The sequence below is a fragment of the Limnobacter sp. G6BE5S genome (assembly GCF_058448965.1).
On record NZ_JBZFLM010000002.1, the window covers coordinates 218159 to 245120 of the forward strand.

Consider the following 26962-nt stretch of genomic DNA (forward strand, 5'->3'; position numbering starts at 1 on the left):
AGTCCACCTAAGATGATATTTTCTGCCGGTTCTAAAAGGACATTCCAACGCAAATACCCTTGCGTATGCAGGCCCAAATTCGACATGAATTCCAGCGCAAACTGGCCACCTAACATCATCCGCGGATAACAATGCCACCTAGCTTAATTTCTTAATTAAGCAGCAGGGGTTAAAGCGATGCCTAACCGAAGGTTAGGGGAGGGTACTTTTTGATGGGTTGCTTTTTACAATCATTTGATGCCATTGGGAGCTGCGATTGTTGGGCAGGCAGTCTGCATAGGACTTTAATACTGTTTCTAGGGTGTCATTCAGCATGCCGGCTGCGACCTCTGGCTTCCCAAGCATACAAAGCACCGTACCGCAGAGTGTTCTGAGTACGTGCGCGGTGAAGTTCACACTTTTTATATTTGCCAATGTGTCGGCCGCGAGGTCATAAAGTGAGCTTGCTGATTGATGTCCGTTGGGAAACAACAGGTCACACACAGAGCCGTCCTTTGGTAAGAAGAAATCCCTACTGAAATGAGCATACTCATCAAAAATAGGGGTGAATTCTTCAAAAAGGAATCCGCTCGGTTTGTTGTTGTTTTTGGATTCAATGCTTTCAAACGTCCAGATGTTCCCTGACTTGTGGAACGAGTTGTTGGTGAAGTAACCATTGACTGAAAATCTTGCTTGCGCAAGAGACCCAATACGCATTGGTTTGCATACCAGCACAGCTAGCACAGCTGCTTTTCGCACTGCATTATGGTAAGCGAACGACCCGCGGTGGTATCTATTACGCGATGCGTATATTTCATTCACTCGGCTCATGAAAGGGGCATAAATTCGTTTAATGTCCGTATTTTCTGGGAAATCAGAAAAGTTGCGTTCCAGGTAAAGTCTTACGGTTTTCTTTTTAGAATCCGATGCTCGTTGAATGAAAGAACTGTACTTTTCCGTCAGTCGAGACAACTCTTCTTTCGTTGTCGAATTGCCTACTTCTGAGCTTCTGAATCGTTCAGGAAGTTGGGAGTAAGAATCTTCAACAGTCAAAATATCGCCTGCGTTGACTTGGAAAAGCCATGCTCTGACTGTTCGATAGTTGCGCAACGCGGTTGAGCGTTCTAACGGATTACTGATTTCACTCAATAGACGCAAGAAGATTGTCGATGTCCAAAGATGAACGGACTCTTCACCTACCGAGAGAATGCGGTGTAGGCGGGCTATATTGATAACAGCGCAGAATGCCTGGATATAAACGGATTGACCTGGTGCATAAAACATTTTTCCTGCTTGCTCTAAACAGAGTAATCCATCATGCTGGCCGCCTTTGGATTTGGAAAGAGTCCCGCTGCGTGTTAAACCCACCGGATGTAATTTGAGATTCGATTGCGCCACCCTTTTTTCCACGATGACTCGAAGGTTCTGCCAAAGTTGAGAATCTTTTTTGAGTATAAGGTTGCTAGCCCGTCTTCGGCCCGAAGGTTGCTTGAAGGACGTGACATGGATTCTCCCGTTCTCATCTTTAGACTCTCCTACAATTTCGTCGTGCGTAAAGCTAACTGTACTGGCGACTGAGGAAAGAAAGTTTCGTGGAAGAGTATTTGCCAGTGGATGACCTTCTGAATGTAGAAAAGCCAAAATCGAATCCTCCAGAATCCGGATACTTTTCATTTTGCGATTGGCAGGTAAAGTCTTTTGATTAGTCCAGTTGGAAAAATCGTGACCTTTGATATCTCCAGTTGGAAGATTTTTTTGATTTAGTTTTTCAAAGAACTGAAATGGTCCGAGATTTGTTTGTTCAAGAATTGATGAAAGACGCTTGCCAAATGTGGTTAAGTCTTTTCCGCGTGTAGATTGACGAGTTAAGTTTTTACCACACCATTTAAATGTATCTGTCGGGTTTTTAAGTCTTGGAGCGCGCAATGGAATTGGCAGTTCAGGCGGGAAACTAAGAAAATAGAACTCAAAGAATCTCCCCAGTCGACTTATTCGATTATTGGTGGTAGTTTTTTTATCTCCTGCTGCCAGCAGACTTTCTCTAACGAGTCCGAAATGTTGGCTTGCATCATCATATGATTTCAGGCTGGCAGGCAGTTTAAAGTCATCAGATAATTCATGTAGGGATTGGAGCTCAAGGCCCTCTGTAATCTTCAGATAAGCCAAAAGGGCTCTGGTGGTGTCACTCTTGTATGCTCTGTTGATTGACAAAGGGTCAAGAGGATTGCTGAGGCAGTTTGTCTTTATGTACTCGTCATAGACGAGTTTCAATGGTGTAATAAGTAGCTTCATTTCGTTATCATCTCGATTAAGTGATAGCGAACTGATTTGATAATAATTTATCTGGTAGTTAAATCCATAGCTTATTTGAAATTGATTTGCTTGAATTGTTTGGTTTCTATGCATGATAGCGAACTCTTTCAATAATTACAGTGCATTTGTAGCATTGTAATTAATTTTTCGCAAGTCTTTGTATTTAGTTAAATTTGTCCTGTAATTAAATCTAAAAATTGGTGTCATTTTTAGATTTTTTTCATTACCCTCTAATCAGTTCGTTGATTGTTGATGATTTGTTTAGTAATCATTTTTATACGGCGTATTTAATTTATTTTTTAATTTTTCAACTTGGATATCAAACAAGTAAAACTTTTAAGATTATTAGGTCTACCTTTTGCTTGGCATCATCAACTTTATTCGAATTGTATAAAATCTGGTAACTATGTCTTTTTCTTTGGGTGTCGCCCACGACCTGTTTAGCTATCGTGTTTATACCCTTCAAGGCCGAGCGTTGAGTTGTATTTTTGACGTGGATTGCTTGAGTGATTGAGCCAATGGCGGACTTTGCGACTTGTGTGTGGTCGTTGGGGGGTGGTAAGTTTAAGTACCCAATGTGTTCCTGTGGTGGCTGGTCTGGCACCTCTTCTGTTTTCGCCGTGGATGGGTGATTTGGTGCTGTGCCTCCGTGTCGTTCGACTGGGGTCATTAGCACCGCATTTTTGGTTTTCGGCCAGTAGGCAGATGTAAATTTTTTTCGGAAGTGTTCTGGTTTTTTTGAGTTGTCTCGATTAAGCAACTGAGGAGAGAGCACACGACGCTTATTGTCTGTGACGAGATTTATGGTTCGAAAGGCAGTAGTTGAAGATGATGAGAGCATGGACATCGTTGCGGAAGATGTCGAAACTTTGACGAACTATATTCGCCGGCCAGAGCACGAACTTTGGCTCGCGAAGGTATTCAAAATGAGTCAAGACGAGTTACTTGCTGCGTTGGCAATCCAGAAGTATGACCACCCTGGATACATACCGTCAGAAATTCTTGTGACTTTGGCTCGATGTAACTATGGCGCTGTTTCTCTTGTCAGAAATGAGATTGCACTTACCTTAAACGCAAGATTGGTCCGCGAGCTCAGCCGATTTTTTCGCAAAGAAATAAGCTGGTTTGGGGTTCTAAACGGCAGCAGTGAATCAAAAATTGAGGCTGCGGCTTATGTTTGTGAACGGATTTTTCAAAGCAAGGTGGAGGTGTGTTTTGCTGAAGTGGCGTTCGGTCACTTCGTTAAGACTAGGCTTCTAGATTGGCTTAAATCCCAAATTAGTCAAAAGAATGTCGCACCCTCCATTGATGAATTTGCAGTTTCTCACGACGAAGACGGTAGCAGTCTTTCGCCGATTGACCAGGTCGTTGATGAGTTTGCTCTAACACCTGAGCAAGTATTGGAGAGGCAACAGCTGATTAGGGAATGTCGTAACGCTGTTTTATTCCTTCCAGAGAAACAGCGGACAGCTGTGACTCTTGTTTATCTCCAAGAAATGACGCAAAAACAAGCCAGCGCGGTAATGTGCCTAAGTGAACGCTCCGTACAGAAGTATTTAAGGGAGGCGCTGCTGGCACTTAAGAAAGGATACTCACATGTCTGAACAAAATAACATTGTCAAGAAGGAAGCTACTTCGATAATCGAGGCTTTTCTTGCCACACACCCCAATCCCTCTGTACAACAATGGAAGGAACTCACACTCAGTCATCCGCAATATGCGGCTGAAATCTCCGAGACGTTTTTGATGTTTGATAATGCTTGCGATGATAATGAGGTTGAATTTGATTCTTCCCTCTTCGATGCAACTCGTAGTGTGATGCTCAGTGCGGTGTATAAAAATACTGACGCTGTGACTGAAGTTAAGAAGGCTTTGAAGCAGTGCCGGGGGCCAGCAGCAAGGAACTTTGCTTTCCAAATTGGATTGGGTGAAAGAGTCGACCTTTTCAATCAAATGGTCAGTGGTGAAGTGTCTGCTCCTTTCGTGCTGTTGAAACGCTTGGCGGCAAGGCTTCATGTGCAGGTCGCAGCTTTAGCCGAGGTTTTCTCGCTGAACTTTCAATTCCAGCAGGCACAGGCTTTCAAAGCAAATGGGAAGCCATCTGTAAATTTACATCCTGTGAGTTGGGAGACCGCTGTTAAAGAGACCGGTGTATCGGGGGATGAGGCGACTCGTCTACTTCATATTGATAAGGAAATCGATTGATATGAGTCCGTTTCTCCGCGCGCGTGAAGAGGCGTTAAAGCTTCGATATGAGTTGGTTGGGAGCCACGCAGCCAACCCAATTCCAACGAAGGATTTGCTTGGAAACGTTGAGAATGTTCTAAATCTGGGAATAAAAGAAGTTCCTCATACAAGTGGTGTTCTCAAGGGAGGCCATGCAACTCTTCGTCGCTCTGAACGTTGGCTTTATTGCAGGCAGGACTATCATTGGGCTGATAAAGCTTATTTAATTGCTCATGAACTGGGCCATTTCGCATTAGACCCTGATATCGATGAAGATACCGTTTATCGGAACGCCGAGGGATTTATCGCATCCTCGCCAGCCGCGGCGTATGTTGAGGCTTACGGTGCCCGTGAGCGTGATGAACTGCAAAAAAATGTCTTCGGCAGAGAGCTTCTTCTTCCTCGGCAAGTGGCACGAGCCATGTTTGTTTCTGGTAAAGGGCCTCGACAAATTGCTAAAGAGCTCGGATTACCTCTTGAAGTCGCTCGTCAGCAAATTCTCGACTCAGTACTCCTGCCCCCTTATGTCCCAAAGGCTCCCTCGCCACTACCGCCGCCGAGTCCGGACCAAATTGCAGCGATTAATGCCGCCGAGAAGCATGTTCATGTCGTAGCCGGCCCTGGAACAGGTAAAACCACCACACTTATTCAGCGTGTTAAGAAATTAATTGAACTTGACCACGTAGAACCACGCAAGATTCTGGTTTTGACTTTTACCAACAAGGCGGCGGCTGAACTCGTTGATAGGCTTCAACGCGCAGGAGTAAAAGGAGCATCAGAAATATGGGCAGGTACATTCCACGCTTTCGGTTTGGAATTCCAACGAAAGTATTACCAGCACTTTGGAGTTGCTCCAGACGTTGCTGTATCGGACAAGATTACTCAAGTAACGATTACTGCAAGGGAACTCGCTGGGGTAACTTTGGAGTATTTCAAACGCACGGATGACCCTTATGAATGGCTACCTCAAGTAATCGACACATGGTTAAGGGTCAAGGAGGAGTTGGTTAGCGTTGACCAGTTTCTTGCAAAAGCCTTGAGTACTGTAATTGATGAGGACGAAAGAGCCCAACTTCGCGATGTGGCCACTGTAGCAAAAGCTTATGAAGGTGCGCTTAAAAAGGCAGGGACGGTTGACTTTGTTGACCTTGTAGCTGCCCCTGCAATGGCGATTGCGTCTGACCGTGTGAAGTTCACTGATATTTGCGACCAATATCAGCATGTGCTTGTAGATGAATTTCAAGACTTGACAGTCGCTATGATTGAGTTAGCGACTCAGGTGTCGCTAAATGCGAATTCTCTCTGGGTGGTCGGAGACGTTAGGCAGGCAATTTATCACTGGCGTGGCGCATCTTTTGGCGCTTTATTGCAATTTGATAAGCAGTTTGAATCAGCTAAGCAGTACAACCTGGTCATGAATCGTCGTAGTTCTCAGGAGGTGGTTGACGTTACGGTTGCCGTTGGCGAGCTTCATCCTCTTCAGGCAAAGCTTCCGTTGATTATACCCAAGTGCCTCAGAGGGCCTGGCAATCGCGACGCTGCTTTCATAAAAGCTTCTTCAAGACAATCGATGTGGAAAGGCGTTGTGGACAACGTGCATCGCGACCTTGCGAATGGTATACCGTTGCGGGAACAGGTCGTCATTTCTCGGAAAGGGGTGGCAGTGGCCGAGGCAGCCAAAGAACTCAAAGCTTCAGGTTTACCCGTGCTGTATGTCGGTGAGCTTCTTGAACGTTCAGAGGTCAAAGACATTCTTGCTGTCATTCAGCTCATAGTCGAACGTAGTCCCAGAGCGCTATTACGGGTTGGTGAGCTCACATCCCCACGCATGACTGGTGCAGATGTAAGGGTGATAATTGAAGCTGTTTCGCTTGATGGCTCACTTCAGCGAAACGGTTGGCTAGCAACAGAAACCTTGGCGATATCAACCGATGCTCAAGACAGTCGTCGTTACCTCGCACAAAAACTTCATGGTTTCTCTTGGTCAACTAGTCCGTGGGATTTTCTTTGTGAGCTTCTTCTTGAACGGCGTTACTTGTTGGCAGACCTAGCAGATGAAAGTATCGACGGACATCTTCGAAGGCTTGCCCAGTGGCAGTTTGTATACATGGCTCGAATTGGAGATGGTGACCGCAAGCGTCCAACACTATTCAGGCTACTTAATAGGCTTAGACTCCGCCAGCAAATTCGCGATGTATTTATCGACCGTGAACTTCCGCCAGAAACAAATGATATTGAAGGCGTGAGAGTTATGACCATTCATTCAAGCAAAGGTTTGGAGTTTCAAGCAGTACATCTAGCATGTGTAAATGGTGAAGATTTTTCAGGTTCAGAGTCGCCTAGTCCTTTATTGCCACCGCAAGCACTTGGTAGTTCTGTGAGGCGGTATGAATATGAGTCGGAAGTCGAAAAGCATAATCTGCTCTACGTCGCGGTTTCGCGAGCTAGAGATTCTCTCTGTATCTATCAAAGCAGTGAAGATTATCCATTTAAGTCTGTCGCCGCGCTTGAGGGGGCAGTAGAACGAAATGTGCTTTTCGTCCGTTCAGGACCGTTTTCGAGTGGTCAAGCGACGGGGGTTATCCAGACGCCTAAACTGGTTGTGCCCTCATCCGTTTCAAACGAAGAGTTCCTCGCCTATTACCGTTGCCCTCGACAATACTTTTACCGCTACAGATTGGAAATGGGCCAAGAACTTTCGCCTAATCCGTCTTTACAAGCTCGTGGCTTGGTAAAGCGCGTACTCAAGGTGCTAGCGTCAACCGGAAGATATGACACTCTACCGGAGGTATTTGAGAATAGATGGATAGCTGGTCGCCTTCCCGAACAAGGTGCCGACCCTCAGCTTTGGGAGCAAGCTTGGGCCGCTGCCCAGGCAGGGGCTGCTTATCTCGCCAATATTAAAGGTCGGTTCGTTGAAGCGACGGCTGAGGTGCGTCAGTTAACGGTCGGATTACCATGGGGAGTGGCGATACCTGCCCCTGGGGGAAGTCGCCTTCATTGTGTCGATTTTTACAGTGGAGCGAAGAATTATTTAAAGGTTCAGGACAACATACTTGGGCAGCTCATGGCCTTAACTTCAACAACAAACTCTATTGTCGAGGTGGAGCTTTTTGACTTAAGTCGATTAACCAATCGTGAAGTAAAACCAATCCGGGTGACTGAGCGCTCTAATGCAAACAAGATTGCTTTGGGTATTTTACAGGGCATATTTACACCGAAACAAAACAGCTACTCATGTGCGCGATGCGTCTATTCGTACGTATGTCCATCCCTTCTGGAGCCTTAAAAATTTTTGTCTTTCGGGTTCGTGTTTTATCGAGTTAAGTCGATTGAATAGGGGAGGGTCACATTTTGCACGACCCGTAAAGGGAAAAAAATGAAACAAATCTTCCTCCAATCCGAATTGCTCAACGACATAGAAGTTATAGAAGTTGACGACTCAGCATCTACACGCGCAATCCGCCAGGCCTGTCTCGCACGAGTCGCAGAAATTCTCCTTTCAGATGAGCTAATTCTGTTCATCGAAGATGATGACGATGAAAATGCCATTGATAAGTTGGATTGTGTTGTTAACGGGCTTCGTCTGCACCTGCATCGTCTGAAGGCAGTTACGGTAAATGTCCGGTACGCTGGCCGGGAGGCGAATCATACGTTTCGTCCGAACACTACCATCGCGCGCGTTAAACGCTGGGCGGCGCAGGAATTTGGTATCACCCAGTCTGATGCAGCCGAATTGATGTTGCAAATCTGTGGTACTGACACAAGACCAGATGCGGACTTGCATCTAGGGCATTTAATAAAGGCACCTCAGAATTCTGTGTGTTTTGACTTCGTACCCGCTCCTCGCATTAACGGTGGAGGGTGCAAATGAATCAAGGATACGAAACTCTTTCGAAACACCTATCCTCGGGCCGGTTTTTAGCGGGCGCTGAGCGCGGACGTTGGCGGCTCGTAGATTTCAAATGGCCTCAGGTATTTATTGAGCTCTTTGACCGAAATGGGCATGCGGTTTGTATACGATTCGAATGCACTGGTTACCCCGAGCGTCCCCCTCAAGGAACACCTTGGGATTACCAAGCCGACCAGCAACTTGCCTCTCATTTCTGGCCGCGTGGTGGTAGGGTTTCCCAGGTTTTTAATCCTGGGTGGAAAGCCGGTGCAGCCCTTTACATTCCATGTGACCGCGAATCAATTGAGGGTCATGGTAACTGGCATACGGAATATCCCCAGTTAATTTGGAAGCCGGTATGCGGCCTGCTTCAGTATATCGAGTCCATCTACGAGGTTCTTCAAAGCCATGAACTCTTGCCGACTTGAAATGCTTGAATCGTTGTGGTTTGGATTGATTTCCGACCTTCGCCTGCGCGGTGGTGGCGTTCGTGAATCTGGTGCCTTCTTGTTAGGAGACCTCACAAGTAACGCACGCGTCGCACGTGCTTGGGTGCCCTATGACGTGTTGGACCCGAACGCATTGGCTGAGGGCTATGTTTGTCTCAGCACGGCCGCATTCAGCAGACTTTGGAAAATATGTTCCGAATGCGGAATGACGGTGGTTGCGGACATACATACCCACCCAAATGGGAGCCGTCAAAGTTGCTCTGATAGGCTGAATCCAATGATTTCTCAGCTAGGTCATATTGCACTAATCGCACCGCGCTACGCGCGGGGGAATGTGATGCCAATCGACCTGAGCGTAAATGTCTATCTTGGTGACAAAAAATGGTCTAGCTTCTGCGGTCAAGATGCGCAGAGGCGAATTCACTTTGTGTGAGGTAACCAAATTATGCAAGCTGAATCTTTTCACCGTCTTATGAAGTTGTTGGTCGATAGTGGTGAATCTAAAACCTTGGATGACGCTATTGCCAGTTTTTCTAGGTACGGTGTCCGGGTTGTTTTGGGTGCTGATGTAGCTAATTCTAGGACCCTGCAAACCATTGCGCTCACAGTCATCAATACAGCAGCCAGAAGTTTCCAAGGTAACGTGCAGGTCTTAAGTTCCGACGACTGTAAGCTTATCGTGAATGGCTATGAGGGTATTAATCTATCCGATTTCGCTTCATGGGCTGGGGTCCGTTCTGACTTAATCCCGTCAGACTTTTGGCCTGAAATTGTTATTGGTCGGGTTTCAATGCCTAGGGATAGTTCGGTTTTGAGGCCATGGGCAGTTGGCTGGACATTTGGTATTGGTGAAGTGGGTGAATCAGATGATGACGCTTTGGTGCCAGCCTGTATTGCTGCAGGGTCTTTGGCTGTAAGTGAGGCTTTTTCAATACTACGCCGAGATAGCCCTTATGCCGGACGCCGAGATGTCACTTTTTCACTCTGGTCGATGAGTGCCGGTACAGCCCAGCCATCTGTTGAAATTAATGTATCGCTTGACATAGACATTTGGCTAGTTGGCCTCGGCCACCTGGGTCAAGCCTATTGCTGGACACTGGGATTAATGCGACAGCGCGCTGGATTAAAGCTGGTGCTGCAAGACGTTGATATTGTGACCAAGTCCACGATAACAACTTCGGTACTATCCGGGGGTTCGGATTTAAACAAAATGAAAACGAGAATAGTAGCTTCTTGGATGGAGCGACGTGGATTTGAAACGCGTGTTGTAGAGCGCCGTTTCGATGCAAGCTCAGTTATCGCACCGAGCGAACCACAAACAGCGCTATTTGGTGTGGATAACCCGAGCGCTAGACGCGCCTGTGAAGGGGCAGGGTTTGCTTGTGTACTGGATGCTGGACTAGGTTCTGGCTTCAAAGATTTTCGCGCGTTTCGAGTTCGTGGTTTTCCAGGCTCTTCCTCTGCTGCCCGAATCTGGGCAGCTAACGCTGTATTAGAACAAGTAACGCTTGCACCCGCTTACCAAGCATTGGTTGCATCGGGAGAAGACCCCTGTGGCGTGACCACGCTTGCCACACGTTCTGTAGGTGCCCCTTTTGTGGGCTGTTATGCCGCCGCTGTTGTCGTCGCAGAATTGATACGACGACGGGCGGGGGAATGTAGTCATGATGTTATTGACGTAAATTTACGCAATCCCGAAATGGTCGAAGTTGCTTAGGCCGCACTGGTCACCCTATCTTTTTTCCATCGCTACATTCAATGAGCATTTGCTCTTCTTTTTAGCGAGGAAATATTATGAATTTGACAGGTCAAGATTTTTGTCCGCAAACATATAATTTAGGAAAACTTTTGGAACTAAGAATCTCTACTGAAGATACGATGAGCCTTGAAGAGATTGCTTACGCACTCGACTGCTCTGAGAATTTACTTTGGACGATTCTTTTGGGTAATGTTGAATTTAAAGAGATACCTCGGCGTATTTTGGAAAATTGCGCTGCTTTTTTGGCCATCCCGATGGTGTTTTTATACGTCAAAGTCGGCGCGTTACCTACTTCTGATTTTTCAGTAAAAGGTCAAAATAGGTTCAGACATGCTGAATTACACGATGCCACATGTGACATGCTTTCAAACTTGTGCTTTTCTCAAAAAGCTGAGGGTGGATTCGACGCAGTGCTCGTTAGTTCAACATCTAACTAAATTGATTATGGCCCTAGGGTATACCCTAGGGTTTTTTGATGGGGCAAGCAATTTCACAGCATCCCTCAATGTTCAAATGCCTTGGAGTAGTTTTGTTCGCAGGCACAGACCAAAGCCAGTTAACCAGATGTCAGCCCGGCTGCTGACCTTGGGACTGAGTACAATTCGGGTCGCATCCGAGTCTTCCTGGTCGAACATTGTTATTGCAGGCACAATCGTGAATTAAATTCGTCATATAAAGCCATGAGCTAAACAACCTGTTACGAAAAAAGTGCAACAGCAACATGGCGAAGGCAAAACAGATTGCGGTTCGAAAACTCACCCCAAAAAAGACTATTCACAACATGACCAAACTGACTCTCTCAAAACTGGAGAAACGACTACTCGCCGCTTGTGACGTACTGCGTGGCAAAATGGACGCAAGCGAATATAAAACCTACATTTTCGCCATGCTTTTCCTCAAGCGCATGAACGACCAGTTCTTGGAGCGCAGAGCAATTCGTGAACAAGAGTTCCAATCGCAAGGTATGAACGCTGCGGTCATCGAGCAATTTCTTGCCGACCCAGACACATATGCTCCTGTTTTCTTCGTTCCGGAAAACGCACGCTGGTCTTTTACCACGGCATCAGGCTCACGAGATGGCATCCTGTATGTGACCGAAGACGTTGGAACCTACCTGAACAAGGCACTTGCTGCCATTGAAGACACAAATATTGAAACGCTTTCTGGTGTTCTCAAAACTATCGACTTCAACAAGACTGGAGGTAGCAACAAACAACGATTGATGAGCGACGAAAAACTCAGAGACCTGATTGCTGAATTCGACAAACTTGACCTAGCCGACTCCAACCTGGAGTTTCCTGATGTTTTGGGTGCTGCCTATGAATACCTGATTAAGTATTTCGCGGATTCTGCAGGTAAGAAAGGTGGTGAGTTTTACACACCTTACGAAGTTGTTCGCTTACTGGTAGAACTCCTCGAGCCTGTTGATGGAATGTCTGTGTACGACCCCACCTGTGGTAGTGGCGGTATGGACATCGAGCCTTGCAATTATGTTGAGGAAAAAGGCGGCTCAAAAAACACAATGACTGTCGCTGGTCAGGAGGACAATGCAGCGACCTGGGCAATGTGCAAGCTCAACATGATTTTGCATGGAATCTCCGACGCCGACATTCGGAATGGCGATACGCTTGTTGACCCGCAGCATCTTAACGAACAGGGTTCACTGCGAACCTTCGACCGTGTGCTGGCAAATCCACCGTTCTCCATGAAGTCACCTGACGTTTCTAAGGTGAAGTTCCCTGAGCGCTTTGAGGTCCCCATTCCCAAAGGGGCCAAGAAGGCCGATTTCATGTTCGTTCAGCACATTGTTGCCTCCATGAACGAGAAAGGCAAAGCTGCTGTAATCATGCCTCACGGTGTTCTATTCCGCGGTGCTCAAGAAATGGAGTACCGCAAACGCCTTATTAAGAAAGGCATTTTAGAGGCTGTGATTGGCCTTCCTGAGGGCCTGTTCTACGGCACCTCAATCCCTGCGTGCGTATTGGTTTTGAATAAAGACGGCTCCGGTACACGCAGGGCTGTGCATTTCATTAATGCAGACCAAGGTTTTAAACTTGGCAAAAACCAAAACAAGTTGCGCCCTGAAGATATCGAAAAGATTGCCTACGTGTACAACAACAAGCTGGAAGAAACTGGCTATGCCCGCCTTGTCAGTCATGACGAGCTTCAAGCCGAAAAGTGGAATTGCCACATTCGCCGATTTGTTGACAATTCTCCCAAGCCAGAACCACAGGACGTCCGTGCGCACCTGTTTGGCGGGGTTCCTGTTGCTGAAATCGAAGCCTTGAAGCAAAACGAGTTGCGCCAATACCCTGGAATCGAGTCGGTGGTTGTGGAGACGGATAAGCCTAATTACATGAGATTCACTGCAGGGGCGGCAAGTCAGCAAGCCATTTCTATGTTGGTGCGCAGCCACTCTACGGTGAAAGCGGTTTCTGACAAGTATGCCAACGCGCTAACAGAATGGTTTGATTCCGTTATTGTCCAGGTCGATGAAATCGCTGGAAAACAGGATAAGTCCAAGCCATATGCGATTCGTCGTCAGTGGGTGCAAGACTTGAGCATAAAACTTGGCTCATTGAATGTGCTGGACCAATACCAGGTACGTGGAGCGTTCGCAGATTTTGCGTTGAAAATTCGAGACGAGTTTGCGGCCATTTCAGCCATTGGCTTTGACAGCGGTTTGGTGCCCGATGAGGACATCCTTGTGACGGCGGCACCTGAGTTGATTCAGAAAGCCAAAGACATGGAAAGTAGGATAGCCGAGCTGCAAGCAATTTTTGATGAGGTTAAAGCTGCGGACGAAGATGAAGAGGCTGAAAATGATGAGCCTCACGAATCCGGTGTACTACCCAAAGCTCTGCTTGCCAACCTGAAAGACGAAAGCAAGGCCCTGAAAAAGTCAGTTGCTCAAGCAAAAAAGGAGCGCTCAGCCGACCTCCATGACTTACAAGCCAGACAGCAAGAAGTAGATGCAATGCTGGAGGCACATGACACCCTGGACAAGGAGTTAAAAAAACTCAAAAAAGACCTAAAAGACTTTGAGAAATCCAAAGAGGAATTGATTGAGGCATTTCGAGCCAAGATTACCCCTGAACAAGTTCGTGACAATGTCTTGGGGCGGTGGAAGATTTCCCTGTTAGCAAACTATGCGCTCCGCGTGGATGCTGCGCGTGATGCCGCCGAACAGCGCCTGATGAAGCTGCATGAGAAGTACGCGGTCACGCTGACCCAGATTGAACAGAAACGTGAGGCGCAAGCAGAAAAGCTGAGCAGCTTTCTAAAGGAGCTTGGTTATGTTTGAGTTCAAAGAACTAAGCTCGACCTGCGACATTGTCTATGGGCTCAGTCCAAAAGGTATTCAAAGCCCTGATGGTACAAACTACATATACGGTACTGGGGGAATTGTTGGTAAAACAAACCTGTCAGCTTTTGATTCTGACTCTGTGGTAGTACCAAGAAAGGGCTCTTTGAGCAATCCAATCTTCGCTGAGGCAGGCTTTTGGGCTATTGACACTACCTTTGTAGCCATCCCTAAAGCAGGCTATGACGCTAAATGGCTGTATTACCATCTCGATAACTATGGGCTAGATTCTTTGAATGAGGCCACAGGCGTACCTAGCATCAGTCGAGACCGACTTTCGAAAGTAAAGATTGCGGTCTGCTCGCTCGACGAGCAAAAACGCATCGCTGAAATCCTGTCTGCGGTGGATGGGCAGATTGAAACTGTTCAAACGGAGATAAATAAAAACGGGAATACGAAAAATAGTTTACTGAGAACACATCTGGAAAGTGTTGGCAACGTTGTGTACGAAGGGTCTATCGAAAACGCCCTCGAATCCCTCATAGATTACAGGGGTAAGAGCCCGAGGAAAATCGAGCAGGGAGTGCCGCTTATAACGGCTAAAGTTGTTAAGGATGGACGAGTTCTCCCTCCAACTGAATTCATTGCTGAGGATAACTTTGACTCCTGGATGACACGAGGCATTCCGCTTTCCGGGGATGTACTTTTTACTACTGAAGCACCTTTAGGGGAAGTTGCTCTCGCTCCAGACTATAGGTTCGCTCTTGCACAACGACTTATTTGTTTAAGAGGTAAAAAGGGAATACTTGAGAACACGTATCTCGTGTACTTGCTTCAAACAGAGGGATTTGAAAGGAAGTTAAAAGCATACTCCTCTGGCAGCACTGTGACTGGAATTAAACAAAGTGAGTTTCGGCGAATAAAAATTGAACTGCCCCCTGTCGAAAAACAGGAAAAAATAGCTCAGGCATTGATTCAGGTTGACTCAAAAATTGATGCGCTAACTGAGAGTTTAGTAAAGTTAGGAAAACTAAAAGAGTCGCTTATGAACGACCTTCTAACAGGTAAAACTCGTGTTCCTAGCTGAGTTTAGCTAAACGCAAGACTGTGGATAATAAGGAAAACACATGTCTGAATACATTGACGTAGAAAAGCCTCTTTTAGCCCAATTCTTGGGGCTTGGCTGGGAAACGATTGACCAGGGCGAAGGTGTACCAACTGACCCGTCCGTGAGTCTCCGGAGCAGCTTTACGCAGCACTTTCTGCCTGAAGTCTTAAGGGCTGCCATTGAGCGCCTAAATCCCTGGCTAACTGCCGCACAGGTAGACCAATGGTTCGACAAGGCTTCGAACCTTCTCCCCGAAAAAGGGCTCATGGAGCGGCATGAGACCGCCTATCGTTGGCTAACAAGTAATGAACGGGTTGATATGGACGAGGCAACTCGTGAATACAAGGTCGTTCATCTGATTGATTTCGACGACACAACAAACAACACATACCACGCCATCAACCAATTCAAGATTGACCTGCCGGGACAGTTGAAGGGTATCCGTCCAGACACGGTTCTGTTTATCAATGGCCTGGCCATTGTTGTCATTGAAGCCAAGCATCCAACAGCGTGCGAGTCTCCGGTTGATGAGGGTATTGAACAGATTCTTAGGTACTCCAACCAACGAGGCTCTAAAACCAAAGAGGGTTGCGAGTCTTTGTTTGTCTTTAATGCCCTGAATATTTCCACCTGCCGAGAGCAAGCCAGATACGGTGCTGTGTGTGCAACGAGCCGTCACTACTACACCTGGCGGGACCCTTTTCCTCATGAAGTTGGCAAGCTAAACCAGCAAGAAATTCTTATCCTCAGCACCTGTGAACCCAAGCGACTTTTGGACCTGATTGAAAACTTCTCTGCCATCGTCGAAGAGGACGGCTTCAAGTACAAGGTGGTCGCACGCTACCAGCAATACCGGACTGTAATAAAACAGATAGCCCGCCTTCGTGGAACCAAAGGCAAGGGTAGAAACGGGACAGTCTGGCACACCACTGGGTCTGGTAAATCAATCACAATGATGTTTCTGGTCCGTAAGCTTAGGCGCACCACCGATTTAAAGGACTTCAAGGTGATATTGGTTGTGGACCGTATCGACCTCGAAAGGCAGCTTAAAGATACGGCCAAGCTTGCTCACGAAACGATTACTCGCATTGAGAACCGTAACGAACTGAACAATCTCAAATCTCAAACGGCCAACCTGAACATTGTTATGGTTCACAAGTTCATTGAGGCCATCACGCAGGCGAAGAATCAGCTTCTGGCTGGAGCGGTTCCATTTGTTGCCCCTCAAGAAATCCTCAACCTCTCTGACCGTATTCTCATCATGGTGGACGAGGCTCATCGCTCACAAGGCGGGGATATGGGCGACAACCTGCTGAACTCATTTCCCAATGCGGTGCTTGTTGGGTTTACGGGTACGCCACTGCTCAAGGATGAGAAGAAAACCTCTTCACGCTTTGGTGAATACATAGACATCTACACACCTAAAGAGTCAATTGAGGACGGTACGACGGTTCCCCTCAGGTATCTCGGCAAGACTGTTTCGACGGCAATCAGTAAGCGTCAGTCGTTGACCAGGGAATTCGAGAACCTTGTTTCAGGGGTGTCAGAGGAAGATAAAAAGCGAATTGTCCAAAAATATGGGACGTTCGATGCATACCTTGAGTCCGAGGAACGGATTCAGATGATTGCTGATGACATTGTGGAACACTATGCTTCCTCGGTGTTTCCTAATCGTTTCAAGGCGCAAATTGTCACTTCGTCGAAGCGAGCTGCGCACCTGTATCGCTTGGCACTAGAAAAAGCATTGGCTCGTGAGGTTACTCGACTGCGCGACTCAGGCTATTCCCATGAGGCTGATGAGCTTGCTAAGGTTTATGCGGCAGTTGTGATTTCAGCAGATGGCACCAACGAGGAATCTTGGGTGACCGAAGAGCGTCAACGCACACGCGATATGAACGCTATCGAAACCTTCAAGCAGAAATTCAAGGTTGCTGAACCTAAAACCTATCTAAGCTTCCTGATTGTTTGCGACATGCTAATCACCGGCTTTGACGCACCAATTGAGCAGGTCTTATACCTCGACAAGATTCTGAAAGAACACACGCTACTTCAAGCCATTGCACGCGCAAATCGAGTTGCTGAAGGGAAAACACATGGTCTGATTGTTGACTACATCGGTGTCTTTGAGAATTTAGCGAGAGCTTTTGAGATGTATGAGGAGGCTGCTCAGAAACAGATTCTCGATGGCATCGAGAATATCGAAGATGAGGTGCCCAAAGCACGGGCTCGTTTGACTCTCGTCACCCAGTTTTTTGAGAAAAGGGGTCTAAAGGGCGTTTATGAATTCCTTCATCAGCAGGATAAGGAAATCGACCCCGAAGCAGTACAAGAAACAATGATTCAAGTCTTGGAAAAGCAAGACGCCCGGGAGGGGCTTGGGCAACTTGCACGACTGTTCTTTCAGTCCGTTGACATGCTGCTACCTGACCCGTTGGCAAATGAGTTCAAGCCCGCAGTAAAGCGGTTAGGTGGAATTCTGGCGATTGCTAAGTTGAGGTATCAGGAGCGGACCTCTTCCATTAGCTGGGCGGGCCGAAAGGTTCGGGAACTCATCAACTCACACTTGGTAGCCATTGATATTGACGTGGCCATTGAGCCTGTGGACCTTCTTGATGCGGATTTTGCCAAGCTTCTAGGGAGGCAGCATGGCTCTAGGGCTGTAGCTTCAACCATGCAGCATGCAATCGTAAAGCGTGCCCGCATCGGCATCGAGCAAGGGGACACCTGGTATAAGCCCTTCCTTGAGCAAGTCGAAAGTCTCATCCAGAGATATGACTCACATTGGGATGAGCTCATTGAGAAGTTCAAGGAAATTGAGAGTCAAATTCGCAACCACGAAGGCTCAGATACACCGAAGTATATTTTGGAAGGTAATTTGGGTGAGATTCTGGGTTTGAATGTGTATGAGGATGCTCAGGCTCTGGTGCAACTAAACGAGCTCGTGAAAGGTATGGATGAGCAGCGCCGCAAAACACTACCGGACGGGTCCTCGCCTTATGGCAAACCAATTCTGGAGAAAGAGACTAAAACAAGTCTCAGAGTCTATTTGTTCAGCCAAAACAAGGTCAATTCCGTTTTGAGTGACATGGGGATGGACCAGGCCAACGCGATTGTTAATTTTTATTTGAAGCATTATGCCGACCAGCTTGCAAAATGAGCGCCTATATTTCCCTCAAGTGGGGGATGTGGAAGTTGTGCGCATAAGACGCAAAGATATTGAGCTTCAAGTGCTGCCAGATGGTCAGTGTCGCGTTCGGGCTCCGCTCGACCTGAGCCTAGCCGACCTGAATGAGTTGGTAGAAAAACGCGTCACTTGGCTTGAAGCTAAGCAAGCAATCAGCACGCTGCATACTCGAAGGCCCAAGGAATACGTGAGTGGTGAGTCGTTTTGGTTTCAAGGTGACGAGCACAGTCTAGACCTAGTGAACCACGGAAAGCGCTCTAACCTAGTTTTCGATGGAAGAAAATTTCTTCTTCTACCGAGTGCAGCCTCCGAGGGCAGAAAGTGGTTCACCCAGTTTTATAAACGGGAAGCGAAAGATATTGTAGCTAAACAGGTATTCAAGATTTCAGCGAGACTTGGTTACAGTCCACGTTCAGTGAAGATACTTGAACTGGGGGCTAGATGGGGTTCATGTTCCAAAGCTGGAGACGTCAACTTCAACTGGAAGCTAGCAATGCTGCCGCCTCGAATTGTTGAATACCTAATTATTCATGAGCTGACCCATCTCGATATCCCTGTGCACCGTCCTGAGTTCTGGAGAAGAGTCGAGGTCGCTTACCCGGAATATCGTCAGGCCGAATCTTGGTTACAAGAGCATGGTTCGAAGACAACCTTGTAGAGTAAACAGTAATCGCACAATTGGTGTTTCGGGAGTGACTCATGCTTAAGCAAGAAAGATGTGAATTTAGTGAACGAATGTTCGAGTTTGCCTATAACGCCGAATTTTGTCGCAAAAATTCAGCTTTTCTTGTTGGAGCGCCATCTATCCCGAGCCAAAATCTGGAGAAGCTGCTCGCCTACGATGTCGCCCTACGAGTTAAAAAGGGTTCTCCTGTCCGTTCACTTTTTTTACAACACAAAGTACCAATTAAATGTTGGGTTCCAAATAAAGAAAAAACCACAAGTCACTACGCTGCCGTTCTCGGGCGACGGTATTTTCGATTTTTTCTAAATAATCAACAACATAATAAAATTATTGCTTCATTTGGCAGAAGGTCGCCCCCGATTTTTTATTGCGCCCCAATATTCACAAAAAAAAATTTTCTTCATTCATCTTTCTTAAGTAGTACTATTCACGACAATTCGATATTGATTGATGTTTCCAGATTACTACCATTAACAGGAAAAAGCTTAACTACGAGCCACTCAATCGGCTACGATGCCAAGAAATCCAAGGTGTACCAATTTTCCGCAGACCCTAAACTTTGTGAATCTGTATCTGCAGAAACTCTAATAAAAAATTTACCTATCGAGAGATTTAATATGAGATATCTCGGGCAATTACTTACCGAGGTAAAAGATGCGGTTGGTCAAGAGGGCCTGGATGCGAGCGAGTTAGCGCGGCTTTCTCAACCAATCCCTGAATTATTCATAAAGCGGGTTGAGGAGGTGGCCTACTGGACCTCCACAAAACTCGGAGTTTCTTGGTTGCTGATACCTCAAAAGTAAAGATTTTTTTACCACATCAATGGCAATTACTAACAAAATGACCCCAATCTAGCTCTAAAACCAATTGCAGCACGATAAAGCCCACTTTGAAGTAGCTTAATTGCCCTTTGCTCTGGTTAAACTCGACCTCGTTTTTGGGGTGGATTTTGGAGGTTTCAGGTTTTGGGAAAGTTCGCTAAAAACAGCATAGCCGAACAAATGGAGCGACTGAAGTACTTAGTCATGCGAGACGAATCCCGGTCGATTGCACTTGAGGAGCTTCGAGATGCATTGCCCAGTTAGGGCAGCCTATTGTCTTTAGTTAATCAAACTAAAAGATTGACAAATTAGGCGCTAATATTTAGTTCTTGGCAGCAAGCTCAATAGCACGAGAGAGTTCGTCCAGCTGAATAGACATGCGTCCGGTATGCTCAGCGACTTCTGCCCACTGGTTCGGCGGGATTGCTTGCCTTAATACAGACCGAAGCTCGTCTTTATCCAGACTGGCAAGGTATTTGAATGTCCTTCTGTGAGTTTTAAGCATCTTTTGTATTTGGACTATGTCAGCTTCCATAGCTTCCTCTTAATTAAAAAATTATTCGTCAAATCAACCAACTAAATTCAGGATGTCTGTTTCGGACGCTGAAATTAAACTCTGCAAAGTTACTTGGGCGAGTTTTTTTGATTACGCGTATCTGATGGTTTGACCTGCGACTGTAATTTTTCTTGTTATTTTTCTCCCCTGGAAGACCACGCGGCGACCCGCTGGAACCTGGGTTGATAGCCCTGCGTTGTAAGATTCGACTTCTGTCGGCGGGGCGATTTTGATGTTTAGTCTTTCAAAAAGCTCTTTGGCGACTACCTCTAGTGTGGCTGATGGCGTGAAGTCCCCGGTGAACTTATTAATTCTTGTTTTGACGAACGCACCTCGGCTTACGCGCTCGATGGCTTTGCGTTCGATGAGTTTGTTAAGCATTCGACTCAACTGAGACTCACTTGTACATAAAGCTCTCAAGTCTGACCGAAGTACCACGCAGCCATCACGCTGCGCGATGAAATGCATCATTCTGTCCTCTAGCTTCACAAGCCAACCCTTTGAATAGTCACTTCTCTCTGAGTTAAAAAACCAGCATAACTAATTGTCGCGCTCATTCTTGAATTCGGCAACCATGTTAAACACATCATGTAGTTCTGCCGGCGCCAGCAGCCAAGGCGCTTTCTCTTCCCTCTGAAAAATTAAACCACCTAAATTGATATCCATAACCAAATGGGCTACCGTATAGGCGTGGATTGTGCGAGTGGGGTAGTGATGAGGAAAACAATGACTTTTAAGGGGACTGGATTGCACCAGCCAAACGAGACACCTACTCAATATGCGACACGCATTCGCGCTGAAGCGCAAGAGCTACTGTTGTTGAACGAAACCCCGTTCAATAAGGAAGCCGTTGAAGCGGGTATGTCACTCTCGCAACAATCGAGCTATTTGGGCAATCTACCAAAGCGCAATAATTGCAATAGGTAGAGAATTGCTTTTTTATATTTTCGATAGATTTTTTTAATGAATTTGCGAAAAATAGATTAGGTGCTGTGTTTGTTTTTAGCTAGGGCGTTACTTCGCAAAGAAGCAATTTACTGCCTGTAATGCTGTCAAGTTGAATTTCTACCCGATTTACAGCCGCGTTGGGGCGGTCAGCTTGATTTTTCTACTTTGCTAGACCAGGTCAACTTTCAAAAGAGGGGGCGTATCTGTGAATGTTGTTGATATGCTTGAAGCCAAATCATCTTTGTCGCGTTTAGTTGAAGACATCGAAATGGGGCGAGAACGCGAAATCATCATAGCGAGGAGCGGGCGTCCGGCCGCAAAGCTAGTACCAGTCGATGTAGAAATAAGCCGAAGGCCTCGCTTGGGAGTCGCGAAAGGTTTATTCGAAGTACCCGACTCAATCGACGAAATGAATCATGAGGTTGCGAAATTAATCGTTGCTGGAGTCTGAGCGTTCTACTGGCCTGGTTCGGAGAGGCTCGGAAGCTCGACTGCTAGGTCCATATATTGAGTCAGCGCCCAAAAATGGACTGGTTAACTGACATTGGGCATGGGCTCTTGAGCTGCGACCCCTGGTACGCTAATATATAAGGGTCGCACGGATGCGCATAATCCAATGAATTCAATCGGCTTTGGAGTTGAGGGCTAAGCCCCGTCCACTCCGCCAAACAAAAAAGGGAATCTTCGGATTCCCTTTTTTCATTTCCGGGCTCATTCATTTCCAACCCCAGCCGCGTTCCACACGGTTTTGTGGTGTATACCTTCAGGTATAGTATCCGCTTGTTGTTCAACACTAACGCCACCTAAAAACATGTTTGAATTCATCCGAAACAATCAGAAGATCATGCAGTTTGTGCTGCTGCTGTTTATTGCACCCGCATTTGCCTTGTTTGGTCTTGAGGGATACAACACTGTCAGCGCAGAAGCGAATGCGTTGGCGATTGTGGGCGATTACCCAATCAGCCAGGAAGAGTTTGATCAAGTAAAGCGTGAGCGAATCGAAGAAGCACGTGCACAGTCTGGCGACAACTTTGATCCTAAGGTGTTTGAGTCACCTGAAATCAATCGACAGTTGCTCGATACATTGGTGCTTCAATACCTGCTTCAGCAGTCTGTACAAAAACAGTATTTGACTGCGTCCGACAAGGCGCTGGCCGAAGACGTTGCCCGCACCCCTTTGTTTCAGGTCGATGGAAAATTTGATCTGGAGACCTACAAGCGTGAATTGGCAGCGCGCGGTTTAACACCCACGCAACATGAAGCCAATGTACGTTTTGGTTTGGCTCGGAACCAGGTGCTTGATCCGGTGTTGCGCGCATCATTTTTTCCCGAGACATTGAAAACGCAACTGGATGATGTTCAGTTGGCAGGCCGTGTGGTGCGAGTCAAGAATATTGATTTGGCTCCTTACCTGGCGAACGTGAGCATTACCGATGAGCAAGTGGCAGCATTTTATGAGGCCAACAAAGCGCAGTTCATGGCTCCACAAAAAGCCGATGTTGAGTATGTGGTGCTGTCGCCCGATACCATCAAATCCAAAATTGAAGTCAGCGATGCGGATATCGCAGCTTACTATGAGCAAAACAAGGCTCGCTTCTCGACACCAGAAGAACGTCGTGCACGCCATATTTTGCTGGACGCAGAGAAAGAGGGTGCTTCAGCCGACGAGTTGAAAGCGGCTGCTGAAAAAGTCTTGGCTGAATTGAAAGCCAACCCCTCGAAGTTTGCAGAACTTGCCAAGCAATATTCAATCGACCCAGGTTCAGCAAATCAGGGTGGCGACCTTGGGTTTTTTGGTAAAGGGGCGATGGTTCCCGAGTTTGAGCAGGCTGTATTCGCCCAGAAAAAAGGCGAGTTGAGTGGCCTGGTGAAAAGTCAGTTTGGTTATCACATCATTGAAGTTACAGATGTACGTGGCGGTGAAGTGCAAAGCCTTGACGAAGTGAAAGGCCAGATTGCAGACGAAATCAAGAGCCAGAAAATGACTGCCCAATATGCGGATGCGCAAGGCCGCTTCACCGAACTGGTGTACGAAGGCGGGCAATCGTTTGAGAATGTGATTAAGGCCTTGGGTGTGCAGGCGCAATCATTCAATGGTTTGACTCAAGGTGCTGCGAACGCGCCTGAGGTATTGAAAGATGCCAAGCTCATGGCTGAAGTCTTTTCGGCTGACTCCATTGAAAACAAGAACAACACCAAAGCGGTGCAGGTGGGTGAGGCCATGGTGTCTGCCCGCATTGTGAATTACGTGCCTGCAACCGCTCGCCCATTGGACGAGATGAAGCCTGTCATTCAGGCGCGCCTGAAGCAGGAAGAGGCGGCTAAGGCGGCTTTGAAAGACGCGGATGCCTTGGCGGCCAAACTGGATAGTGAAAAGCCACAGGCGGGCGCTGAGTTGCTGGATGGTTTTGCAGATCCAAGAACCGTATCCGCATTGAGTGCCGAGGGATTGCCCGGTTTGGTGGCTCAGTCTGTGTTGAACACGGGCGTGTCCGATTTGCCGAAAGCGAAAGTAGTGGGTTTGGGCAACAATGGTTATGCGGTGGCCTGGGTTCAAAGCAGTGCGCCGTCTACTGAGGTGAAGGCGAAGGCTGATCCGCAAGTGGTTCAATACTACGAAAATATCGCGGGCCAAGTGTATCAAGAGGCCCTGTTGTTGGCTGCTCGCGATGCAATGAAAAAACGTGTTGATGTCGAGATCAAGAAAACGTTTTAACGACCGGTCTCGGTAGTTGATCTCCGGCGCAATTGAAGGTTCTGCGCCGAAGATCAAAAAACTATTTCAATGTGGCTGAAAAAGTCGGCCAGATATTGTCAAGAATTTTAGGTTGTGCACCGGCATTGGGATGAATGCCATCGGCTTGAAAGGCCGTGGGATCCAGTGCAAACCCTTCCAGCATGAATGGCACCAAAGGCACTTTTTGCTTGCGGGCCACTTCGCCAAAAGTATCACCAAAGCGTCGTGCATAAGCAGGTCCGTAATTTGACGGAATTTGCATGCCGATCAATACAGCCTGTGTTTGATTGCGCCGTGCTGCGACCAACATATTGGTGAGGTTGTCTTTCATGGTGTCCAGTGACAAACCGCGCAATCCATCGTTGGCTCCCAATTCAAGAATCATGTGAGTGGGGTTGTGTTGTTTCAGCAGCGCGGGTAAACGTGTTTTGCCCCCTGCCGTGGTTTCACCCGACACCGAGGCGTTCACAACGTTGCAATAGGGGAACTTTTCAGTCAAACGACTCTCCATCAATGCGACCCAGCCTTGTTCTTTGGGCAGGCCGTATGCGGCGGACAAGCTGTCGCCCATCACCAGAATTGTGCATTCCTGGCCTTTATTCGAAGCAAAGCTGGATACACTGGTCGACAAGCCAAACGCGATCAGGCCAAATACCAAGGCGTTTTTAATTTTTTTAGCAGTAAAGGCAAACATGAGTCGTGCAATCCTCGAAGTCGAAGGTTTAAATCAATTGGTTCAAGACGGACAAAGCAGTTTGTCTATCCTTGAAAACATTTCGTTCACTATAAATCAAGGTGAAGCGGTTGCCATCGTGGGTGCTTCAGGTTCCGGCAAATCCACTTTGTTGGGCATGCTTGCAGGGTTGGACATTCCCTCTAGCGGTGCAGTTCGCTTTTTGGGGCAAGACTTAACTCAACTTAACGAAGACAAGCGAGCAGGCTTGCGTGCTGAACATGTGGGCTTTGTATTTCAGTCATTTCAGCTGCTTGATCACTTGAGTGCGCTTGAAAACGTCATGCTGGCCACAGAGCTTACACCCATGCCCAATCGCGAAAAGGCTTGCAAGGAAATGCTGGAGCGTGTGGGCTTGGGTGATCGCTTAAACCACACACCCAAAACCCTCTCGGGTGGTGAACAACAACGTGTGGCATTGGCCCGCGCTTTTGTGCGTAAACCTACAATTGTGTTTGCCGACGAGCCTACTGGCAGCCTTGATTTTGCCACTGGGCAGCGAATTATCGATTTGATGTTTGACCTGCAAAAAGAGCAGGGCACCACCCTGATCTTGGTAACCCATGACGACAAACTGGCTGCCCGTTGCTCACGGCAATTAACTATTGCGGCGGGCGCCTTGGCTCAAGAGATGGTTTAAATGCGTTTTCATGCGCTGGGCAATTTCGCTGGCATGTGAAATGCCCAAGCCCTCCCGCTCGCGGCCCAGTGGCTCAATGGCCAGGCCGTGCAGGTAAACCGCAAACGAAGCCGCCCTGAACTCATCAAGCCCTTGCCCCAGCATGGCGGCCACAGCGCCGGCGAGTACGTCGCCACTGCCTGCCGTTGCAAGTGCAGGGCCACCGGTGGTGTTGATTTCCATGCGTTTTGAATTGCAAATCAGGCTGCCGGCCCCCTTCAGTACCACTGTGCAATTGAACTTGCTGGCCAGCGACTGCGCTGCCTGAGTGCGTGCTGCCTGAATCATTTCGGTGGTGCTTTGTAACAGACGCGCCGCCTCCAGAGGATGAGGTGTGAAAACCATGGCTTTGCCCGGATGCTTGCGCCTGTAGTGTTCAAAACGCGCGCGCAGTGTCGAGTCGGCTGCCAGAATGTTCAGTGCGTCTGCGTCCCACACCATATTCAAACCTTTGTCGTGCTCAAGTGAGGTAAAAAGCATGTTCAAGGCTTCCTGACTTTGCCCCAAACCTGGCCCGATCACTGCGGTGTCGGCGAATTCCAGACTGTCTTCGATTCCCTTGTTCATGATCTCCGGGAACATCAAGTCGAGAAAGGGCGATTGACCTTGGCGTTGAACGTCGGGCAGGTGCATGTCGGCCTCATGAAGCAGGGTTAGGGCCACCCGACCGCAACCCAGCATCAGGGCTGTTCTGGCACTTAATACACAGGCACCCACCATGCCTTGTTGGCCGCCCAGAATGGCAATGCTGCCGAAGCTGCCTTTGTGGTGTTCATGATTGCGCAAGGGCAGGCGTTGCAGTTGCTCAAGCCGCGAAACAGCATGTATGACCGAACCCAAGCCGGCTGTTTGCACAAGCGTGTTGAGCAATGTATTGCAATTCAGTTCATCGATCCACAGTTCACCGCACAAGCCTTTGCCTTGCTGGCTTAACAGGCCTTGTTTACAAGCGAGAAAGCTGAAGGTTGTATGTGCGTGAATGACTTCGCCAGGCGCGTGGCCAGTGTCGCAGTTCAACCCGCTGGGGCAGTCCAGTGCATAGACCCGCGCTTTGCAGTGGTGGGAATTCACATGTTCAATCATTTGTTTGATCAGACCCTCGGGAGGCCGATCACAGGCAATTCCCAACAGTCCATCGACGATCACCGTGCCAGTGGTAATTTCAGGCAATGGCATGTTGGGCTCAAGCTCAATGGGTTGAACACCGTGGGCCAGCGCCCAAAGTACTGCTTGCATGCGGTCTTTGGAACCTGTTTTGCCTTCGGTAAGCTGATACAGATCCACCTGCAGGCCTTTGCGTTTTAGCTCCCCGGCAACAATGCATGCATCACCTCCGTTGTTACCGGGGCCCGCCAGTACCAGGCAGCGCGCTGAATGTGTCTCGCTGTGTACAATTTGATCCACAATTTTCAAAGCACAGCGCACGCCTGCGGCCTGCATCAGCAAAAAAGAATCGATTTGCGCGAAAGCAGCCTGCTCCAATGCTCGAATTTGCTTCACAGACAGCACCGGCATTGATTTTTGGTCCACCTGCTGCCAGTTCGCATGGCCCAGGTTCTCAGGGTGTAAGTCAATCAGTTCAGGCATGT

Annotated in this window: 21 protein-coding genes; 15 read left to right on the forward strand and 6 right to left on the reverse strand. The window is 47.6% G+C overall.

Translation table 11 applies throughout. The annotated features are described in order from the left end of the window. Positions 1–192: 192 nt before the first annotated feature. Both ACVL1J_RS04210 and ACVL1J_RS04215 read right to left on the reverse strand, forming a co-directional pair. Positions 193–2385 carry a hypothetical protein gene (locus ACVL1J_RS04210; RefSeq protein WP_491665129.1) on the reverse strand — a complete coding sequence of 731 codons (2193 nt, stop codon included), beginning with the start codon at positions 2383–2385 and terminating at the stop codon, positions 193–195. A 226-nt stretch (positions 2386–2611) separates the two neighbouring features. Further along, positions 2612–3133 (reverse strand): hypothetical protein, encoded by a 522-nt coding sequence (locus ACVL1J_RS04215; protein ID WP_491665130.1) that lies wholly within the window; start codon positions 3131–3133, stop codon positions 2612–2614. Between ACVL1J_RS04215 and ACVL1J_RS04220 the strand changes: the two genes are divergently transcribed. From ACVL1J_RS04220 to ACVL1J_RS04275, 12 genes are all read left to right on the forward strand, one after another. Next, positions 3132–3896 carry an RNA polymerase sigma factor gene (locus ACVL1J_RS04220; RefSeq protein WP_491665131.1) on the forward strand — a complete coding sequence of 255 codons (765 nt, stop codon included), beginning with the start codon at positions 3132–3134 and terminating at the stop codon, positions 3894–3896. The genes ACVL1J_RS04215 and ACVL1J_RS04220 overlap by 2 nt on opposite strands. Beyond that, a complete protein-coding gene (locus ACVL1J_RS04225) occupies positions 3889–4497 on the forward strand; it encodes a hypothetical protein (RefSeq protein ID WP_491665132.1) in 609 nt (202 codons plus the stop codon). The genes ACVL1J_RS04220 and ACVL1J_RS04225 overlap by 8 nt, the downstream gene beginning before the upstream one ends. After that, complete coding sequence (locus tag ACVL1J_RS04230; protein ID WP_491665133.1) at positions 4454–7807, forward strand: UvrD-helicase domain-containing protein; 3354 nt, start codon at positions 4454–4456, stop codon at positions 7805–7807. Before ACVL1J_RS04225 ends, ACVL1J_RS04230 begins: the two co-directional genes overlap by 44 nt. 90 nt (positions 7808–7897) lie before the next feature. Then, positions 7898–8392 (forward strand): hypothetical protein, encoded by a 495-nt coding sequence (locus ACVL1J_RS04235; RefSeq protein WP_491665134.1) that lies wholly within the window; start codon positions 7898–7900, stop codon positions 8390–8392. Then, entirely contained in the window at positions 8389–8838 is a 450-nt protein-coding gene (locus tag ACVL1J_RS04240) for a DUF7665 family protein (RefSeq protein WP_491665135.1), read from the forward strand. The genes ACVL1J_RS04235 and ACVL1J_RS04240 overlap by 4 nt, the downstream gene beginning before the upstream one ends. Positions 8839–9304: 466 nt before the next feature. Continuing rightward, positions 9305–10576: a hypothetical protein gene (locus tag ACVL1J_RS04245; protein ID WP_491665136.1), complete on the forward strand. Its 1272-nt coding sequence runs from the start codon at positions 9305–9307 to the stop codon at positions 10574–10576. 77 nt (positions 10577–10653) lie between these two features. After that, complete coding sequence (locus ACVL1J_RS04250) at positions 10654–11055, forward strand: hypothetical protein (RefSeq protein WP_491665137.1); 402 nt, start codon at positions 10654–10656, stop codon at positions 11053–11055. Positions 11056–11339: 284 nt separating this feature from the next. Then, the gene (locus ACVL1J_RS04255) at positions 11340–13922 is read left to right on the forward strand and encodes a type I restriction-modification system subunit M (RefSeq protein WP_491665138.1); all 2583 of its coding nucleotides are present in this window, start codon (positions 11340–11342) and stop codon (positions 13920–13922) included. After that, complete coding sequence (locus ACVL1J_RS04260) at positions 13915–15009, forward strand: restriction endonuclease subunit S (protein WP_491665139.1); 1095 nt, start codon at positions 13915–13917, stop codon at positions 15007–15009. The genes ACVL1J_RS04255 and ACVL1J_RS04260 overlap by 8 nt, the downstream gene beginning before the upstream one ends. A 40-nt stretch (positions 15010–15049) precedes the next feature. Beyond that, complete coding sequence (locus ACVL1J_RS04265; protein WP_491665140.1) at positions 15050–18187, forward strand: type I restriction endonuclease subunit R; 3138 nt, start codon at positions 15050–15052, stop codon at positions 18185–18187. Further along, positions 18165–18872 (forward strand): M48 family metallopeptidase, encoded by a 708-nt coding sequence (locus ACVL1J_RS04270; RefSeq protein WP_491665141.1) that lies wholly within the window; start codon positions 18165–18167, stop codon positions 18870–18872. Before ACVL1J_RS04265 ends, ACVL1J_RS04270 begins: the two co-directional genes overlap by 23 nt. 41 nt (positions 18873–18913) lie before the next feature. Next, a complete protein-coding gene (locus ACVL1J_RS04275; protein WP_491665142.1) occupies positions 18914–19702 on the forward strand; it encodes a hypothetical protein in 789 nt (262 codons plus the stop codon). A 340-nt stretch (positions 19703–20042) separates the two neighbouring features. Here ACVL1J_RS04275 and ACVL1J_RS04280 read toward each other — a convergent pair whose 3' ends face one another. Then, positions 20043–20255 carry a hypothetical protein gene (locus ACVL1J_RS04280; protein ID WP_491665143.1) on the reverse strand — a complete coding sequence of 71 codons (213 nt, stop codon included), beginning with the start codon at positions 20253–20255 and terminating at the stop codon, positions 20043–20045. 111 nt (positions 20256–20366) lie between these two features. Continuing rightward, on the reverse strand, positions 20367–20747 hold the full coding sequence (locus tag ACVL1J_RS04285; RefSeq protein ID WP_491665144.1) for a DUF6088 family protein: 381 nt from the start codon (positions 20745–20747) through the stop codon (positions 20367–20369). 682 nt (positions 20748–21429) lie between these two features. Between ACVL1J_RS04285 and ACVL1J_RS04290 the strand changes: the two genes are divergently transcribed. Both ACVL1J_RS04290 and ACVL1J_RS04295 read left to right on the forward strand, forming a co-directional pair. Beyond that, positions 21430–21675 (forward strand): type II toxin-antitoxin system Phd/YefM family antitoxin, encoded by a 246-nt coding sequence (locus ACVL1J_RS04290; protein WP_491665145.1) that lies wholly within the window; start codon positions 21430–21432, stop codon positions 21673–21675. Positions 21676–22035: 360 nt separating this feature from the next. Beyond that, positions 22036–23940 carry a SurA N-terminal domain-containing protein gene (locus ACVL1J_RS04295; protein WP_341236652.1) on the forward strand — a complete coding sequence of 635 codons (1905 nt, stop codon included), beginning with the start codon at positions 22036–22038 and terminating at the stop codon, positions 23938–23940. Positions 23941–24001: 61 nt separating this feature from the next. Here ACVL1J_RS04295 and ACVL1J_RS04300 read toward each other — a convergent pair whose 3' ends face one another. Continuing rightward, positions 24002–24655 (reverse strand): arylesterase, encoded by a 654-nt coding sequence (locus ACVL1J_RS04300; RefSeq protein ID WP_341236651.1) that lies wholly within the window; start codon positions 24653–24655, stop codon positions 24002–24004. Between ACVL1J_RS04300 and ACVL1J_RS04305 the strand changes: the two genes are divergently transcribed. Then, complete coding sequence (locus ACVL1J_RS04305; RefSeq protein WP_159568621.1) at positions 24654–25334, forward strand: ABC transporter ATP-binding protein; 681 nt, start codon at positions 24654–24656, stop codon at positions 25332–25334. The genes ACVL1J_RS04300 and ACVL1J_RS04305 overlap by 2 nt on opposite strands. On the opposite strand, the gene ACVL1J_RS04310 is transcribed toward ACVL1J_RS04305, so the two are convergent. After that, a complete protein-coding gene (locus tag ACVL1J_RS04310) occupies positions 25293–26960 on the reverse strand; it encodes an NAD(P)H-hydrate dehydratase (protein WP_341236650.1) in 1668 nt (555 codons plus the stop codon). The two genes, ACVL1J_RS04305 and ACVL1J_RS04310, sit on opposite strands and share 42 nt — an antisense overlap. Positions 26961–26962 lie beyond the last annotated feature (2 nt).

What these genes read in the sequence shown, in the direction of transcription:
- ACVL1J_RS04285 (WP_491665144.1), bottom strand. Translation starts at nt 20,747, where the DNA reads ATGATGCATTTCATCGCGCAGCGTGATGGCTGCGTGGTACTTCGGTCA.
- ACVL1J_RS04260 (WP_491665139.1), top strand. Translation starts at nt 13,915, where the DNA reads ATGTTTGAGTTCAAAGAACTAAGCTCGACCTGCGACATTGTCTATGGG.
- ACVL1J_RS04270 (WP_491665141.1), top strand. Translation starts at nt 18,165, where the DNA reads ATGCCGACCAGCTTGCAAAATGAGCGCCTATATTTCCCTCAAGTGGGG.
- ACVL1J_RS04255 (WP_491665138.1), top strand. Translation starts at nt 11,340, where the DNA reads ATGGCGAAGGCAAAACAGATTGCGGTTCGAAAACTCACCCCAAAAAAG.
- ACVL1J_RS04220 (WP_491665131.1), top strand. Translation starts at nt 3,132, where the DNA reads ATGGACATCGTTGCGGAAGATGTCGAAACTTTGACGAACTATATTCGC.
- ACVL1J_RS04265 (WP_491665140.1), top strand. Translation starts at nt 15,050, where the DNA reads ATGTCTGAATACATTGACGTAGAAAAGCCTCTTTTAGCCCAATTCTTG.
- ACVL1J_RS04225 (WP_491665132.1), top strand. Translation starts at nt 3,889, where the DNA reads ATGTCTGAACAAAATAACATTGTCAAGAAGGAAGCTACTTCGATAATC.
- ACVL1J_RS04245 (WP_491665136.1), top strand. Translation starts at nt 9,305, where the DNA reads ATGCAAGCTGAATCTTTTCACCGTCTTATGAAGTTGTTGGTCGATAGT.
- ACVL1J_RS04215 (WP_491665130.1), bottom strand. Translation starts at nt 3,133, where the DNA reads ATGCTCTCATCATCTTCAACTACTGCCTTTCGAACCATAAATCTCGTC.
- ACVL1J_RS04305 (WP_159568621.1), top strand. Translation starts at nt 24,654, where the DNA reads ATGAGTCGTGCAATCCTCGAAGTCGAAGGTTTAAATCAATTGGTTCAA.
- ACVL1J_RS04235 (WP_491665134.1), top strand. Translation starts at nt 7,898, where the DNA reads ATGAAACAAATCTTCCTCCAATCCGAATTGCTCAACGACATAGAAGTT.
- ACVL1J_RS04240 (WP_491665135.1), top strand. Translation starts at nt 8,389, where the DNA reads ATGAATCAAGGATACGAAACTCTTTCGAAACACCTATCCTCGGGCCGG.
- ACVL1J_RS04275 (WP_491665142.1), top strand. Translation starts at nt 18,914, where the DNA reads ATGCTTAAGCAAGAAAGATGTGAATTTAGTGAACGAATGTTCGAGTTT.
- ACVL1J_RS04280 (WP_491665143.1), bottom strand. Translation starts at nt 20,255, where the DNA reads ATGGAAGCTGACATAGTCCAAATACAAAAGATGCTTAAAACTCACAGA.
- ACVL1J_RS04230 (WP_491665133.1), top strand. Translation starts at nt 4,454, where the DNA reads ATGAGGCGACTCGTCTACTTCATATTGATAAGGAAATCGATTGATATG.
- ACVL1J_RS04295 (WP_341236652.1), top strand. Translation starts at nt 22,036, where the DNA reads ATGTTTGAATTCATCCGAAACAATCAGAAGATCATGCAGTTTGTGCTG.
- ACVL1J_RS04250 (WP_491665137.1), top strand. Translation starts at nt 10,654, where the DNA reads ATGAATTTGACAGGTCAAGATTTTTGTCCGCAAACATATAATTTAGGA.
- ACVL1J_RS04210 (WP_491665129.1), bottom strand. Translation starts at nt 2,385, where the DNA reads ATGCATAGAAACCAAACAATTCAAGCAAATCAATTTCAAATAAGCTAT.
- ACVL1J_RS04310 (WP_341236650.1), bottom strand. Translation starts at nt 26,960, where the DNA reads ATGCCTGAACTGATTGACTTACACCCTGAGAACCTGGGCCATGCGAAC.
- ACVL1J_RS04300 (WP_341236651.1), bottom strand. Translation starts at nt 24,655, where the DNA reads ATGTTTGCCTTTACTGCTAAAAAAATTAAAAACGCCTTGGTATTTGGC.